We start from the raw sequence: 15,911 nt of genomic DNA, 5'->3' as shown, positions 1-15,911 counted from the left end.
TTGAATAGTAAATAAGAGGAGTGCGGCGCTCCTCGCCGGTTTTGACCGGTTTATATGCCGCAACATTCATGGGCTCTTAGCGGGAATCACCTCTAAGAGCCCTTTCATATTGGGGCGCAGCATGTGCGTCTCCGAGTATCACTAAAAAGCACCCTATTTTTAATCAAAAAACACAGCCGTTAACACGGGCTTTTTTCCTTTATTTTGCGCTATTCTCAAGGGATAACCAGAGGCGTTTTATTAGCTCTCACACAGGAGTCCCTTATATGTCGAACAATCCTCTTTTGATGCCGTTCACGGCAAAAGACCAAGCGGTACCTTTTGACCAAATCAAAGTTGAGCACTACTTGCCCGCTTTGGATGAGGCCGTAAAAGTTACGAAATCAAATATCGAAAAAATCAAAGCTAACACAGCCACACCCGATTTTGAAAACACGATCGTGGCGCTGGAAACGGCTTCAGAACTTGCTGACCGTATTGCTGGTATCTATGGTAACTTGGAATCTGCTCACTCTGATGAAGCTTTCCAAGCATTAGCAAAAGAAATCTATCCAAAATTAACAGCACTATCTTCTGATATCTCATTGGACGAAGTGATCTTTAAAAAAGTCAAAGCGGTTTACGACAATCGCGCGAACCTAAAACTAACGCCTGAGCAAAACCGTCTGCTTGAAAAAACTTATTTGTCTTTCGCACGTAACGGCGCTCTGCTTTCAGATAAAGACAAAGAGACCCTTCGTCAAATCGACCAAGAGATGTCTGTCCTTGGACCAAAATATTCTGAGAACGTTCTTAAAGCGACGAACTCTTTCGAAATGGTCTTAGAGGATCACAAAGATGTTGCAGGTATTCCAGAGGGCATCCTTGAGGGAGCCGCAGCGGCCGCTCAAGCGAAAGGTAAAAAAGGTTGGTTGTTCAATCTGCAAATCCCTTCGTACCTTCCGTTCATGACATACGCCAACAACCGTGCTTTGCGCGAAAAAATGTCTAAGGCCTATGCTTCACGTGCTTTCGGTGGCGAATTCGACAACCAAGAAATCGTTAAAAAAATCGTTACTCTTCGCTCTAAACGCGCGAACCTTCTAGGTTTCAAAACTCACGCTGAATTCGTATTGGCAGAGCGTATGGCGAAAGATCCAAAAACAGTTGGCGCTTTCTTGCACAAACTTTTGGATGCTTCCAAAGCGGCTGGGCAACGTGACGTTTCTGAAGTGGCGGCATTCGCAGCCCAACTGGATGCAATTCCTGAATTGATGCCGTGGGATTTCGGTTACTACTCTGAAAAATTGAAAGAGGAAAAATACGCTTTCAACGAAGAAGACCTGCGTCCTTACTTCAAACTTGAAAATGTTGTCGAGGGTGTATTTGCACACGCGAAACAGCTTTACGGATTGACGTTCAAAGAAAACAAAGACATCCCGGTTTATCATCCCGAGGTAAAAGCTTACGAAATTTACGATGATAAAAATAACTATATGGGCTTGTTCTATACGGACTTTTTCCCACGCGAGACTAAAAAAGGTGGCGCATGGATGACTCAGTTCCGTGGACAAGGTTTAATGGGTGGCAAGTTAGTACGTCCACACGTTTCCATCGTTTGTAACTTTACGAAACCAACTCCAACAAAACCTTCACTTCTGACTTACGACGAAGTTCGCACTTTATTCCATGAGTTCGGTCATGCTTTGCACGGAATGTTGTCTGATGTGACTTACCAATCTTTGAGCGGTCCAAATGTTTACTGGGATTTCGTGGAGCTTCCTTCACAAATCATGGAAAACTGGGCTGGTGAAAAAGAAGGTTTGGATTTGTTTGCTCGTCACTATGAAACAAACGAACCAATGCCGGTTGAATTGATCAACAAGCTTAAAGCTTCTCAAAAATTCCAAGCAGGTTACGCTTCATGCCGCCAATTGCAGTTCGGCATGATGGATATGGCTTGGCATACAGCGGATCCTTCATTGATCAAAGATGTGGATACCTTCGAAGAGCAAGCAACGGCCGAAACTCGTTTGTTCCCTAAGGTGCCTGGCACGAATAGCTCTTGCAGCTTCAGCCACATCTTTGCAGGCGGATACTCTGCAGGATACTACTCTTACAAATGGGCTGAGGTTTTGGATGCGGACGCATTTGAATACTTCAAAGAGGAGGGCTTGTTCTCTCCGGAAGTGGCTCGTAGGTTCAAAGAATTTATCTTGAGCAAAGGTGGAACTGAGCATCCAATGGAACTTTACAAAAAATTCCGTGGCCGCGAACCAGATCCAAATGCATTGCTAAGACGTGACGGATTGATTTAATGAAAAAGACCGCGATGATGAGATCGAAAAGTCAGTTAGTGATTCCAAGCCAAAGCAATATCGCTTTGGTGTATCGCCTTGAAACTGCAAAGGCAGTGGCCTTGGCGAAAAAGGTGGCCGAGTTTCTAAAGAAACAAGGTCACCAAGTGTTCACAGCTCCCAAACAAAAAGTGGTGGCTGGAACCAGAACAGCTACAACTAAAAAACAACTCGATTCATTGTCGTTGGTTATCGTTCTTGGCGGTGACGGAACATATCTTCGTGCTGTTCGCCTGCTTGAGGGCCGGGATGTTCCTATCTTGGGTTTCAACATGGGGAACCTGGGATTTCTGACAGCGCATAATGCGGATTCAGCGCTTGAAGTGATTCAAGACACTTTAAGTGGACAGATGGAACTCCGTCCCCGCTCCATGATCCATACAAAAATCAAACGCAAAGGTAAACTTCGTGCGGAATTTCATGCGCTGAATGACGTGGTGATCGAAAGGGGTTCTCACTCCCAATTGATCAATACGGCGATTTATTCTGACAAACACTTGGTGAGCGAAGTAAAGGCCGATGGTTTTATCGTAGCTAGTCCTTCGGGTTCCACAGCCTATAACTTAGCTGCTGGCGGTCCCATTCTGCATCCTGAAGCACAGGTCCTGGTGGTTACACCGGTGGCTCCGCACAGTTTAACGTCTCGCCCCCTGATTGTTCCTGACAAAAACGAATTGTCTTTTAAGCTTGATGGAAAAACCCAGACGGCCCACTTCATCGTCGATGGACAAAAAGTTTCAGAGTTAAACGCTGACGACACGGTTGTCCTGACTCGCTCTCACTATGATCATTGGATGGTCAGACATCCTGATCACAACTATTTCAACTTGCTTCGTGAAAAACTTAAATTTGGAGATCGGACTTAATTATGCTTTTAGAGCTTAAAGTTTCAAATTTTGCGATCATCGAAAATCTTCATATCGTATTCAAAGACGGACTTAACATTTTGTCTGGTGAAACCGGTGCGGGTAAATCGGTTCTGTTAAAAAGCCTCTCCTTATTGATGGGTGGCAAAGGCTCCAGTGATACAATCCGCACGGGCTCAAACCAAGCCACGATCGAGGGTTCTTTTGATATCAGCAAACGTCCTGATATTTTAAATAACCTAAAAGACATGGGTATCGACGCTGACGAAGACATCTTGATTGTTCGTCGCGTTCTAAGCAATGGCGATAAATCTAAAGTTTACCTGAATGGTTCTTTAAGCACGCTGAACAGCCTTCGTGACATTGTTGCTCCACTCGTGGAGCTGGCTGGTCATTCTGCGCCGCTGATCGAAATGACGGGCCAACATGAAAACCGCAACTTAATGTCCAAGGCTTATCATTTGGATTTGCTGGATCAGTATGCGGGGACTTGGGACAAGCGCCTTTTATTCACCGAAAAGTACAATCGTTACTACGGAATCTTTGAAGAGATCAAAAAGCTTGAAAGCGATGCTAAACAGAAAGCTCAGCGTTTGGATTTTTTGATCTATCAACGTGACGAGATCGCGAACTTGGATCTTTCTCCAGGTGAAGATATTGAACTTGAAACTGAAGTTAAAAAACTTAAGAACGCCAATCGCATTGGTTCGTTTGTGGACCAGGCAGAGTCAGCTCTTTACACGGACGATGATTCTGCCATCAGCCGATTGAAAATGGTGATGAAAAAAGGATTGGAGCTTGCAAGCCTGGATCCTCAAATCGGCGCCAAGCTTGAACTATTGGAGCAAGCCCAAGCATTGATCGACGAAAGTGTTTTCGAGCTTCGCAATTACGCGAATAAAATCGACGCTGATCCTCAACGTCTTGAAGAAACTGAAGGCCGCTTAAGCGATCTTCGTAAGTTGCAGAAGAAATACGGTGCTTCCGTCAACGATATCTTAAAAGCCTTGATGGAGATGGAAATTGAAATCTCTAACTTGCAAAACTCGGATGTCAAAATTGAATCTCTGCGCAAAGAGGCGGCGGTACTACTTAAAGAGCTTGAAACTTTGGGACAAGATCTTCACAAACGCCGCGCCAAGGGTGCAGACCTTTTGGCAGAAAGCGTGAATGCGGAACTTTTGGATCTGAATATGAAAGGTGTCACCTTCCACGTTCAAATCGAAAAAATGTCAGAACTCAGCTCTACGGGCATCAGTGATGTTGAATTCCTCAGTCAAACATCTGCGAAAGACGTAAAACGTCCTTTGGCAAAGTTTGCCTCGGGCGGCGAGCTTTCTCGTATCTTGCTTTCGCTAAAACGTGTTGTGGGCTCTAGCAATCAGCCTCGCACTTACCTGTTCGATGAGGTCGATACGGGCGTGTCTGGCGAAACGGCAGAAAAAGTCGGCCGTAAACTGAAAACAATTGCAAAAGGCCAGCAAGTTATCTGTGTCACTCATTTGCCACAGGTCGCAGCGTTTGGCGATACACACTTCTTTATCCAAAAATCTCCTCAGAAAGAATCTGTGGCGATGTTGGTGTCTGAGCTTAAACAAAAAGATCGCGTTCAAGAAATTGCCCGCCTGATCTCTGGTGAGAAGATTTCAAAAACTTCCGTTGCTCACGCCGAACAACTCTTGGTCGAGGCCAAGTAGTTCGCATCAGAAACACTTTCTCCATGAACAGCCAAGCTGGATGGAGAAAGTGTGTCCGTACTTTGCACGACCATGTGAATATACAAGCTTTCAAAACCTCCCCAATGTTGTCGCCTCCCCTTAGAATTTAAATATTACAAATGGGAGGCTTGATATGATTCTCGTGATGGGTGCCACTGGTCATGTGGGTTCTAAGGTTGCAACCGAACTGCTTTCTCAAGGCCACGAAGTCCGCGTTTTAGCGCGACACTTTTCAGAACCAGAAAAATTCGCAGGCGCTGACATCATCGTCGGAGATGCGAACAGCGTCGATACGATGATGCATGCTTTGCGAGAATGCTCTGCCGCCTTCGTCATGATTCCTCCCGATTACAAAGCCCTGGAACAGCGTTTTAGTGCCAACAAAGTGGGTGAGGTGATCGCCGAAGCCATTGAGGAATCAGGCATCAAGCATATCGTAAATTTAAGCAGTGCGGGGGCAGATCTGGAAAGTGGAACAGGTCCCGTGTTGGCTCTTCACGATCAAGAACAACGACTTAATAATATTTCGGGATTAAATATTGTCCATTTGCGGCCCGCTTATTACATGGAAAACCTGACTGCAGAAATCCCTACGATAATGGCGATGGATAAAATCTTTGGAATTATTCCAGAGGATGCACCGGTCGATTTAGTGGCAACCAAAGATGTCGCGGCTCGTGCCGCTTTCCTATTAGCGAATCCCACTTTCCGCTCGCATAACGTGGAATACGTCCTGGGGGAGCGCACTTTAAGTTACCGCGAAATTGCTCGCGTTTTAGGGCAAACCATCGGCAAACCTACTCTCGAGTATGCCGAGGTTCCTGATACAGAGCTTCGTAACTATCTGGTGGGGTCGGGGATGTCAGAAAGCATGGCTGACGCAATGATAGAATTGGATCATGCTGCAGGAAATGGCCTGTTAGCGTCCAGTTATGCCCGCGATAAAAATAATTCCACGGTAACATCCATTGAAAAGTTCGCTCGCACCACCTTTTTGGATGCCTATAACCAGGCCTTAACAGCCCAAAATGCACGACGTTCGAGTTCAAGTTCATTTGAGGCTCACCCCTAGTTTTTAATGAATTTGACTCTTTTATTGTGTTGATTTCCAATTCGTTTTCATTCAGAACCTTGTCCAATCTCTGACAAGGTTTTGAATGACGACGTGGCTCGGTTTTATTTGCATTTTGTTGTGCTCATCGCTGAGCTTTGCCACGGAACCGACTGGATGGTGGGCTGTGTCCCCAGAACAGGTAGCTGGTGCCCCTTGTAAGAATCACCGTCCTCCTACGGATGCTGAGATGCTGAACTTCTTGCAGCCCTCCAGTCTGAATAAAAAATCCGAAACTTTATATGGAATTTCATTCAAAGATGAAGACCCCGAATTGTTACAGCTTTTCCGCGATCTGCATTCCTACGATATCAGCATGAAGGGGGCTCAGCCCCTGGTTTTAAAGTCTAACTGTGACAAGGTTCTTTGTTCAGTTCAGGCTATCTATGGGCCGCGCGTAGGGGTTCAAATTTTGTTCATGCTGAAACGCTATGGTTTCAATGGCTCTCATTTGCGCACAGCCAAGGCGTCTTTGTGGAGATCCGACGAGTTGGACGACGTGCTGACGGCTCTTTCTGATTACCCTATCGAACTTTATCCACTGGATTATAACCGTAAATTGGTTCACGTTAAACGTGGGGATCGCATGCGGTTGCCGGTGGGTGAAAGCGTCGCAAACTCCACCATGGAAATTTACGACATGTGGAACGAGCTTTCCCAGGCAGAGCGCCAACAAACGCTTTTGCACGAACTGGGACACGTTGTAGCCCGTAAAGATAATGTGGATGAGTCAGCTCCATGGTTAAAGGTCGCCGGCTGGCGGGCGCGAAATCGCACGGACAGAAATGGCCGTCCTGTACAGGACTTTGTTTTAGTCGACCCTTCTAAAGCTGTTTCATCCTATGGTAAAACCAATCCACGTGAAGACTTTGCGGAAAGTGTGACTGCTTACCGTTTTGGTGGAGCCATGATGAAATCCTCTCACTCTGAGAAATACGATTTCCTCAAGCAACGTGTCTTCGACGGTAAAGAGTATCTTTCCTCCCAAGCATGTCTGACTTCGAAATCTCGCACGGAAGTTAAGAGGGAAGCAAACGATGTCGCTTATGCAGGGGCATTAGCTAAGGCCCGAAAAAATGCGAACAACTTGGATAGTAAGTTCATCGCACAAGCTCAAGAGATTTGCCTAGAAACACTGGTGAAAGTAATGATGGGTGAAGCCGGGACTGCCAGCAATTGCACCAGCCGCGCTTTACAACGTCTGCAACTTGAAAAGTATAGCAAAGGGAAAAAGCTTGATGGCTCTTTGCTGAGTGACCAGCAATTGAACGCGATCGCGTTCAAAGGTGACACTGAAGTCGATTTTAGCAAACGTGTGCGCACCAAATTTTCAAACGAAGCTGCAAAAAGCATAAATTCTGATTTCCGTGATTCAATGAACCGCACTTCCTGCTCATCGTGGGCCAAAGACGCTCAAATGCTGTTCACTGCCACTCCTATGCTGTCCAAACTTGCTGGTGGCGACCGAATGTATTTCTATAAAAACCAACGCCGAGAAGGCATGAGTGCTTTCTTTGAGCGTGCTTGCCGGTCCGTTCGTCAAAACGCAGGACGACTTGATTTAGGAATTCTTCAAAACTTACCATAACAGGATGAAGATGTTTCTTTATCCCCTATTGGTATTGTTTGGAGTTTCCTGCATGCACAAATTTCCTCAAGATTATCCGAAAGCCACGAAAACACCTCATACAATGGAAAAGTTTGGCGATACTCGTGTCGACAATTATTTCTGGTTGCGTGATCGCGAAAATCCCAAAGTCATCGATTATCTGACTCAAGAAAACCAATTCACAGAAAAAATCATGGCGCCGAGCAAAGATCTTCAAGAAAAGATTTTTCAAGAAATGAAAGGTCGTATCAAGGAGGATGACTCGAGTTATCCAGCTAAAATGGGCGATTACTTGTATTCGACTCGTTATCAAACCGGTCAGCAATACCCCTTATTCGTTCGTACGGGGCTTCAGGGTGACGCTGAAGAGATTCTGATCAATGAACCTGAATTAGCCAAAGGCCATAGCTATTACGATTCGACAGGGCCACGCATCAGTCCCAATCAGATGATGATGGCTTATGGTGAAGATACCGTGGGTCGCCGTTTTTATGATATCCGCTTCAAAGATTTGAAGACTGGCAAACTGTTGCCGAACGTGATTGAAAAGGCTACAGGAAATTTGGTGTGGGCTGACGACAACGAAACTGTTTTTTATGCTCAACAAAATCCCGAGACTCTTCGTTCGGAAAAAATCTATCGCTACAATATTAAAACACAAAAGAAAGATCTCGTTTATCACGAAAAAGACGAAACTTTTAGCTGCTATGTTTTAAAATCATTAAGCCGTAAGTTTATCTACATCACATCCCAAGCGACTTTGACCAGCGAGGTTTATTATCTGCCTTCTGATAAACCCCACGATACGTTCAAGCTTTTTGCTCCCCGCCATAGAGAACTTGAATATGCGGTAAACGATGACGGAAATCAGTTTTATATTACGACAAATAAAGAAGCTAAGAATTATCGCGTAATGACTGCAAAACCCGGTCACACCAACGTCGCTGATTGGAAAGAGCTGATTCCACACCGCAACGATACTTATATTTCCGATATCACAGTCTTTAAAAATAACTTGGTTTTGGATATACGTCGCAATGGTTTGACTGAGATTGAAATTCGCGACATCCACGGTAACAATCCCTATGTGATCCCGTTTTCTGACCAGAGCTTTATGGCTGGAGTTGGCGATAATCGTGAATTCGATACCGAGTGGCTGCGTTTTGAATATGAATCCATGCGCCTACCCCCAAGCGTTTACGACATCAACATGAAATCGCATGAACAACACCTGCGTAAAACTCGCGAGGTGCCAGGATTTGATCCGAATAAGTACCGCACCGAACGAGTTTTCATCACAGCCCGAGACGGCGTGAAAGTTCCCGTGTCATTATTGATGAAAAAAGATTTCCATGCGGATGGTTCAGCGCCGATGTTGGTTTACGGATATGGTTCTTATGGCGCTAACATGGACCCTTGGTTTAGCTCTTCCTTTTTTAGCTTGATTGATCGCGGTTTCGTGTTTGCAAAAGCACACATTCGCGGCGGTTCTGAAATGGGTCGTGAATGGTATGACACGGGTCGTACCAAAAAGAAAATGAACACATTTTTTGATTTCATCGATGTGACTGAAGGTCTTTTAAAACAGCAGTACGCAAAAAAAGGCCACGTCTATGCGATGGGTGGCAGTGCTGGTGGTTTGTTAGTGGGTGCAGTGATGAATTTACGTCCTGACCTGTATCATGGTGTTGTCGCGCAAGTTCCCTTTGTAGACGTGATCACGACAATGCTGGACGAAACAATTCCATTAACAACAGGCGAGTACGACGAGTGGGGCAACCCCAACGAACAAGAAGCCTACAATTACATCCGTGCGTATTCACCGTATGACAATGTAAAGGATCAAAAATATCCAAATGTTTTGGTAACCACAGGTTTGCATGATTCCCAGGTCCAGTACTGGGAACCAGCAAAATGGGTAGCTAAATTGCGTGATCATAACCAAGGTGACTCCGTCATCTTGCTTAAAACCGATATGGATGCGGGACACGGTGGAGCATCTGGACGCTTTGACGCCCTTAAGGACACCGCGACTGAATTCGCCTTCATTCTGCAAATGGAAGGTAGGAAGTAATTTCCTGGTCTGGAATTCACCCCTTCCAGACCACTTTAATAGACGAAATTTCCATTAAAACTTAAACTGAGAGTTATGAATAAGACGTTTCTAACTCTCAGTTTGATCCTTGCTTTTCAAGCACACGCGCAAAACGATAACAGCTGCAGTGACATCGCCGCATTCACTTGCAACGCGGTGGTGGCCAGTGATGGGACTTCAGTAGGCAGTGTTAAAGCTAGTAAATCCGAATTCACGGAAACACTGAAAACAGAAACATTTCCCGCAGTTCAAAAAGCTTTCATTAAAAAGATCTCTTCACTGCCGTTAGAAGAAACTGCTCGCACCACTATTTTGGCTAAGATCTCGAAGATGAAATTTTCGACGGAATGCGAACAGCTCAGCAACAGGCTTGATGAATCCCTGTGGCCGAATTCCTTTTACACTCACTCAGACAATGTATTTTATCTGTGCAAAGCAAAACCGGGAATGTCTGAGTTTGTTGTCGCAAAAATGATTGCATCGGAATTGTCTGAGATGATCAATCCTTGCGGCATAAATAATATAATTCCGCGCCCCCGTGAAAAGAATGAATCTTTAGAGCAAAGCGAAAAGGAGTATCCTATCAAAGGACTTATCTCTTGCTTGCGCTCGGAAAACACTGCGGGTGCCAAACGCGATGGCAGTAAAGCTTTCAAAGAAACGAAATTCTGCACAGACGATCAGGTCACTCGCTCAGTCTCGGACTGGCTTACCACAGAAGTTGTGACCGATTATATTTCTCAGAAGTACGATTCTCATGAAAACAATAAAGAAAATCTGACTGCCTCTCAATGGCGTCAAGGAATTGCGAACTCCTATAACAGCGAGTGTTCTTTCGACAGACCTGACGATGGGTTCTCCGAAGATCTTAGTTTTCAACGTCGTATGAACTCAATCGTAGGAACAAATCCAACATTAAGAAATAAGTTAGGATGCTATAACAAAGCTGCCTATGCTTATTGCGATGGAAGTAATCCCGATGCAATGGCTAAAGTTATAGGACAACCGAAAGCAGCGGGTTCCGGTGGCGGTACGACAACCCCAGCAAATTCTCAAGGAGGAGTTAAATAATGAAATACCTTCTAACTCTTCTGATCTTAGTCCCTGCCCTTGCGTGGTCGGCACCTCAAAAACAAGGTGTTCAACGAAGAGCCTCCGCTCCAAAGGCCTCCCCTAAAAAGTCGACATCATTTAATGGTTTTCGTGTCACCGTCGTATTTGGTCAGCAGAAATCACACTTTACGGTGTGGCAAGATCAACGTGGAAAATTCTATGCAGTTAGTAAAGGTGGACAACCTACGATCGGCACTTTGACGGACACGAATTTTTCATTCTTTAATACACAAAGCCGCGAGATCGCCTCCTTGAAAGGCAACAACGTACAAAGTTGCCCTCGTGCGAATATTCAACTGTATCAGGGAAACAAATTCGTACAGGCTTCGTGCATTGGTCTTAAAAACTCGACGTCGGCGCGTATGACTCAATTGGCGAATATGCTGGCGACGCTTCAGTAAGTCGGCATCGCTCATCCGGGCGGGACAGGGCCCGGGCTGAAAATTAGCTTAATGCGTACTTGAACAGCACGTAGTAGATAGCGATGGCGCCCAGGAATGAAAAGAAATAAAGATTCCAATAGCTCCAACGCTTCCATTTTTTAAGAATCAACCACACGATCGCATATACAATTGTTGGAAAGACAAAGGCCTTTAGCATGTCGGGGCTTTGTGCGTGTTCCATACCTACAAAAACTTTTCCCGTCTTATAGCTATACAAAGCAATCAAGTTAAAGGGATTCAATATAACAAGAACGAATGTCCAAATAATTTCACGCACTAAAATCTGACGGTTTGTTTGCATAGATTTACTTTACGCAGGTCTTTTCGGACCAGCAACTTTAACTCCGATATAGGACGAAATCATGACTCCAATCCCATACATAGTTGCCGTCGAATCAAATTGGTCAATCACGCTCCAAAAAAACATGAAACCGCAAAAACAACTGGATACAAACGCGCTGGTCATAATCCAAACTTCGACTTGGCTGGGCTTTTTACGTGGCGGCATATTTTGAGTATAACTCAAATACGCAATGTTTTAAAACACTGAACTGTTTAGGCAGGACCTTTTGTTTAGTTAATAATTGGAACTTCAATATACGATAAGGAACGGACTGGTGGTCTAAACATATCCGATAGCACGAGCGAAATAATCACGCCGGCAGCATAGACAGCAGCGATCAGTCCGAAGCCATTCACTGTTTCATAAATAAAAAGTCCCAGGAACAAAATCGTAAGAACAAGAAATAAGCGAACCAATTGGCGTTTCCGTTTGTCCTGCTTAGGTGTTGACGGCAGCAATGGATGAGGTGGAGGTACGATATACATTCCCCTATTATACAGGGAAATCAAATTGCCAGAAACATCAAATGGTTTACCTGTATTTATTTAATGATCGCCTTTAAAAGTGTGCAGGGATTTTTCACTGTCTTTACACCCGCTTTATAAGCTTCTGGTTTTAAAACTTGCAGATTTGTATCTAGAACAATTTTAAGCGGCTCAACCTGTTTTTCAAGATTCTCCGGAACCATAACGGAGGTGATGTAACTATCATAAACTTCACATGATAAGCGCGAAGAACAATTGTGAATCGCTTTACTGAGCAATGGTAAATCCGCTTTGTCGACAGTTTGTTTGCTCCAACTTTTCTTAGCATTGTCTTTGGCGTGTTGAAGTCTCTCTTCCAAGCCTTCAATTTTTATGTTGCATTTTTTGATGATGGGATTGCTGGGATCGTTAATAGCAACTCGGGTGACGATGATGATTTGCTTCAGGCTATCTAATTCTCGCACAGGCATTTTCGCTTGGGCAGTCAAGGATAGAACGAATGTACTTATGAAGATCGATAATGCTTTCAAGTTGTAACTCCGTTTACGTAACAACTCTATTGTCATCGATAAACCATGGGCTCACAAAATGAAAACTGGACAGGAGTTTAAAAAAATTAAACGCCTGTCCAGAATTTTTACGAAATATTTAACTTACATTAGCTTTCTAAGAACATAGTGCAAAATACCGCCATTTTTTAGGTATTCCAATTCAACCGCCGTATCGACACGGGACTTCACTTTAATCTCTTCGGTTTTACCGTTAGAGCGAGTGATTCGGACCGTAATATCCTGTTGCGGTTTCATCGTCTCAATACCCACAATATCCAACACTTCCGTGCCGTCTAATCCCAATGTTTTGCGATCCATGCCCACATGGAATTGCAAAGGCAGGACACCCATACCAACAAGGTTAGATCTGTGAATACGCTCAAAGCTTTCAGCGATGACTGCGCGAATGCCCAACAACGTTGTTCCTTTAGCAGCCCAGTCACGAGAAGACCCCGTACCGTACTCCTTACCCGCTACAACTATCAAAGGCGTTTTGTCTGCTTGGTATTTCACTGAAGCATCAAAGATCGACATCTGTTCCCCTGTTGGAACATACTTCGTCATCCCACCTTCAACACCATTAAGCATTTCGTTCTTAATGCGGATGTTGGCGAAAGTACCGCGCACCATCACATCGTCGTTACCACGACGGGAACCATAGGAGTTGAAATCCACCGGTTGCACACCCTTGCTCATCAAAAATTTGCCGGCAGGAGAATCTTTTTTGATACTGCCCGCTGGAGAGATATGGTCTGTCGTGATGGAATCACCTAAAATCGCAAGAATACGTGCGCCTGTTACGCCTGCCAATGCCCCCGGAGCACGCTGCATACCTTTAAAGTATGGAGGATTTTTGATGTACGTGCTGTCATCCCAAGAATATGTTTGTGATGTCGTCGTCTGGATTTTTTTCCAATCTTCAGTACCTTCAAATACATTGCCATAACGATTGTCGAACATTTTCGTTTCAACCGTTTTATTAACGACGTCATAGATTTCTTTATTTGTTGGCCAAATATCGTCTAAGAAAACAGGCTTACCTTGGGAATCTTCGCCGATCGGATCTTTAGTAATATCCATTTGCATGGAGCCCGCCAGCGCATAAGCCACAACCAACATCGGCGATGCCAAGTAGTTTGCTTTCACATTTGGATTAATACGACCTTCAAAGTTGCGATTCCCTGATAAAACAGAAGCTACGACAAGATTGCCTTTTTCCACCGCATGGGAAATCGGTTCTGGCAATGGACCCGAGTTACCGATACATGTAGTGCATCCATAACCCACCAGATTAAATCCCAAATGATCCAGATATTTTTGCAAACCTGAATTTTCAAGATAATCAGTGACGACTTGTGATCCCGGAGCCAAAGAAGTTTTCACCCAAGGTTTTACTTTCAAACCTTTTTCAACGGCTTTCTTAGCAACTAACCCCGCCCCCATCATCACAGAAGGATTCGAAGTATTTGTACAGCTTGTGATCGCAGCGATCACGACGTCACCGTGGCCTAACTGATAGTTAGAGCCCTCAACGGGTGTATTGTATTTAGCTTTAGGTGCATGATCTGCAGCCACACTAAATCCTGAAGAAAGCGTTGCCGTGAAATCGCTTGCGGCTTTATCCAAAAGCACGCGATCTTGAGGACGTTTAGGACCTGCAATAGAAGGTACCACGTCGCTCATATTCAATTTCAACGTATCATGGAAAAAGAAATGCTCATCATCACTTGTACGCCACATTCCTGTTTCTTTGGCATAAGCCTCAACAAGATCGACCGTTTCTTTGTCACGACCAGAGAGTCTTAGGTACTTCATAGTTTCTTCATCAATAGGGAAGAAACCGCAAGTCGCACCATACTCAGGAGCCATGTTTGCGATGGTTGCACGATCCGCCAAAGAGAGACCCTCTAAACCTGGGCCATAGAACTCAACGAATTTACCGACCACGCCTTTTTTACGAAGCATTTGAGTAACTGTTAGAACCAAGTCTGTAGCCGTCGTGCCCTCTTTAAGTTTACCTTCCAAACGGAAGCCAATCACTTCAGGAATCAACATGCTTAACGACCCAACATCGGTTTCAAGAACCAGTCGCCCACGATAATTTTGTAAGCAACCATATCACGAGTGTTCAACCAGTGATCGAAGGGGCCTTTTCCACCTGAGTACATCATACCCATACCGAAATCGAAGGGTACGCGTCCCAACTCTAAGGAACCAAATTCTTGATTCACATTCAAATAGAGCTGGCTTGCCGTCACGTTACCAAAACCTTGAGTTCCGGAAGTGGCAGTGCTCGCAGAGTTGTTCGAACCCCAAATACCACCCAATTGTGAACCTGGATAGATATCGCTGTTGAAGATATCAACGCGAGATATGATGTTGATACCGTCCGCCGCGATAATTTTTGGATTTAAATACAAGTAATTAAGACCGTACGCTTTACGTTGAGAAGGATTACCCAAAGAAGGTCTGTCTACTTCGATCCATTCTGCACGATAGCCGCCCGACCAATCCAATGACATCGCTTGCGCCACTGTGGACGTCAAAACGATAGAAAGACCCAACACTTTTAGAAAATGTGTTTTCAACATTCGCATTCCTTTACTTTTCTACCACACCCATCACTTCAGTTTCGCGAAGGATGATTAGGTCTTCATTTTGAAGATTGATTTTTGAACCAGAGTATTGTGAGAACACAACCTTGTCCCCCACTTTTAGTTCCATCGGACGAAGATGGCCTTTTTTATTTACATGACCACGTCCCACAGCCACCACAGTTCCATGCAAGTTGCCGGAAACATCTGCGACTGTATCAGGAATATAAAGTCCACCAGCCGTCATACGTTCGGAATCTGCAGTTTGCACGATCAAGCGATCATCCAACGGAGATACAAAATTCTTTAAATCCACCAACTTTTTGGCAGCTGGCTTTGTCACTAAATGTGATGCCGAAGGTTTTACTGCTTCAGATGCCTTTTTAACAGGTGCTTTGACAGTTTTTTTAGGTGACGCTGCCTTTTTCGCAACGGCCTTTTTCGGCGCAGATTTCTTTGCAGCCTTAGGAGCTGCCTTCTTTGTAGGAGACTTTTTAACTACAGGTTTTTTTGCAGAAGTTTTCTTTGCCGGCGTTTTTTTGGAAACTTTTTTCGCGACTTTTTTAACGACTTTTTTTACGGCTTTCTTTGCAGAAGATTTCTTCTTAGCCACAACTTATCCCTTTCACGAAAAAACACTTCAACAG

13 protein-coding genes and 1 pseudogene are annotated in these 15,911 nt (G+C 44.6%); 8 read left to right on the top strand and 6 right to left on the bottom strand.

Annotation, left to right across the window (positions count from 1 at the left end):
• Positions 1-266: 266 nt before the first annotated feature.
• From B9G69_RS17245 to B9G69_RS17210, 8 genes are all read left to right on the top strand, one after another.
• Positions 267-2,297 carry a M3 family metallopeptidase gene (locus B9G69_RS17245; RefSeq protein WP_088615415.1) on the top strand — a complete coding sequence of 677 codons (2,031 nt, stop codon included), beginning with the start codon at positions 267-269 and terminating at the stop codon, positions 2,295-2,297.
• Positions 2,297-3,202 carry an NAD(+)/NADH kinase gene (locus B9G69_RS17240; protein WP_088615416.1) on the top strand — a complete coding sequence of 302 codons (906 nt, stop codon included), beginning with the start codon at positions 2,297-2,299 and terminating at the stop codon, positions 3,200-3,202. The genes B9G69_RS17245 and B9G69_RS17240 overlap by 1 nt, the downstream gene beginning before the upstream one ends.
• 2 nt (positions 3,203-3,204) lie before the next feature.
• Positions 3,205-4,899 (top strand): DNA repair protein RecN, encoded by a 1,695-nt coding sequence (gene recN, locus B9G69_RS17235; protein WP_088615417.1) that lies wholly within the window; start codon positions 3,205-3,207, stop codon positions 4,897-4,899.
• 154 nt (positions 4,900-5,053) lie between these two features.
• Positions 5,054-5,992, top strand: a complete 939-nt coding sequence (locus B9G69_RS17230) for an NmrA family NAD(P)-binding protein (RefSeq protein ID WP_088615418.1) — start codon at positions 5,054-5,056, stop codon at positions 5,990-5,992.
• A gap of 85 nt (positions 5,993-6,077) precedes the next feature.
• Positions 6,078-7,619 (top strand): hypothetical protein, encoded by a 1,542-nt coding sequence (locus B9G69_RS17225; RefSeq protein WP_141096923.1) that lies wholly within the window; start codon positions 6,078-6,080, stop codon positions 7,617-7,619.
• Between the two features lie 52 nt (positions 7,620-7,671).
• Positions 7,672-9,714: a S9 family peptidase gene (locus tag B9G69_RS17220; RefSeq protein ID WP_254916861.1), complete on the top strand. Its 2,043-nt coding sequence runs from the start codon at positions 7,672-7,674 to the stop codon at positions 9,712-9,714.
• 75 nt (positions 9,715-9,789) lie between these two features.
• Entirely contained in the window at positions 9,790-10,806 is a 1,017-nt protein-coding gene (locus B9G69_RS17215) for a hypothetical protein (RefSeq protein ID WP_088615421.1), read from the top strand.
• The gene (locus B9G69_RS17210; protein ID WP_088615422.1) at positions 10,806-11,249 is read left to right on the top strand and encodes a hypothetical protein; all 444 of its coding nucleotides are present in this window, start codon (positions 10,806-10,808) and stop codon (positions 11,247-11,249) included. The genes B9G69_RS17215 and B9G69_RS17210 overlap by 1 nt, the downstream gene beginning before the upstream one ends.
• A gap of 43 nt (positions 11,250-11,292) precedes the next feature.
• Here B9G69_RS17210 and B9G69_RS17205 read toward each other — a convergent pair whose 3' ends face one another.
• From B9G69_RS17205 to B9G69_RS17180, 6 genes and pseudogenes are all read right to left on the bottom strand, one after another.
• On the bottom strand, positions 11,293-11,592 hold the full coding sequence (locus B9G69_RS17205; RefSeq protein ID WP_088615423.1) for a hypothetical protein: 300 nt from the start codon (positions 11,590-11,592) through the stop codon (positions 11,293-11,295).
• Between the two features lie 272 nt (positions 11,593-11,864).
• Positions 11,865-12,119: a hypothetical protein gene (locus B9G69_RS17200; RefSeq protein ID WP_088615424.1), complete on the bottom strand. Its 255-nt coding sequence runs from the start codon at positions 12,117-12,119 to the stop codon at positions 11,865-11,867.
• 56 nt (positions 12,120-12,175) lie between these two features.
• On the bottom strand, positions 12,176-12,649 hold the full coding sequence (locus tag B9G69_RS17195; RefSeq protein WP_088615425.1) for a hypothetical protein: 474 nt from the start codon (positions 12,647-12,649) through the stop codon (positions 12,176-12,178).
• 123 nt (positions 12,650-12,772) lie between these two features.
• Positions 12,773-14,731, bottom strand: a pseudogene (gene acnA, locus B9G69_RS17190) (aconitate hydratase AcnA); the annotation flags it as partial.
• Positions 14,728-15,261 (bottom strand): hypothetical protein, encoded by a 534-nt coding sequence (locus B9G69_RS17185; protein ID WP_265437867.1) that lies wholly within the window; start codon positions 15,259-15,261, stop codon positions 14,728-14,730. The pseudogene acnA and the gene B9G69_RS17185, both read right to left, overlap by 4 nt.
• Before the next feature lie 10 nt (positions 15,262-15,271).
• Entirely contained in the window at positions 15,272-15,877 is a 606-nt protein-coding gene (locus B9G69_RS17180) for a co-chaperone GroES (protein WP_088616497.1), read from the bottom strand.
• Positions 15,878-15,911: the final 34 nt, after the last annotated feature.

This window comes from Bdellovibrio sp. SKB1291214, assembly GCF_002209355.2.
GTDB lineage: Bacteria > Bdellovibrionota > Bdellovibrionia > Bdellovibrionales > Bdellovibrionaceae > Bdellovibrio.
This window is presented reverse-complemented; position numbering and strand designations above follow the sequence as displayed.

Coding starts and splice junctions, on each gene's coding strand:
- B9G69_RS17230 (WP_088615418.1), top strand. CDS start 5,054: ATGATTCTCGTGATGGGTGCCACTGGTCATGTGGGTTCTAAGGTTGCA.
- B9G69_RS17185 (WP_265437867.1), bottom strand. CDS start 15,261: ATGTTGAAAACACATTTTCTAAAAGTGTTGGGTCTTTCTATCGTTTTG.
- B9G69_RS17240 (WP_088615416.1), top strand. CDS start 2,297: ATGAAAAAGACCGCGATGATGAGATCGAAAAGTCAGTTAGTGATTCCA.
- B9G69_RS17245 (WP_088615415.1), top strand. CDS start 267: ATGTCGAACAATCCTCTTTTGATGCCGTTCACGGCAAAAGACCAAGCG.
- B9G69_RS17210 (WP_088615422.1), top strand. CDS start 10,806: ATGAAATACCTTCTAACTCTTCTGATCTTAGTCCCTGCCCTTGCGTGG.
- B9G69_RS17225 (WP_141096923.1), top strand. CDS start 6,078: ATGACGACGTGGCTCGGTTTTATTTGCATTTTGTTGTGCTCATCGCTG.
- B9G69_RS17200 (WP_088615424.1), bottom strand. CDS start 12,119: ATGTATATCGTACCTCCACCTCATCCATTGCTGCCGTCAACACCTAAG.
- B9G69_RS17205 (WP_088615423.1), bottom strand. CDS start 11,592: ATGCAAACAAACCGTCAGATTTTAGTGCGTGAAATTATTTGGACATTC.
- B9G69_RS17215 (WP_088615421.1), top strand. CDS start 9,790: ATGAATAAGACGTTTCTAACTCTCAGTTTGATCCTTGCTTTTCAAGCA.
- B9G69_RS17220 (WP_254916861.1), top strand. CDS start 7,672: ATGCACAAATTTCCTCAAGATTATCCGAAAGCCACGAAAACACCTCAT.
- recN (WP_088615417.1), top strand. CDS start 3,205: ATGCTTTTAGAGCTTAAAGTTTCAAATTTTGCGATCATCGAAAATCTT.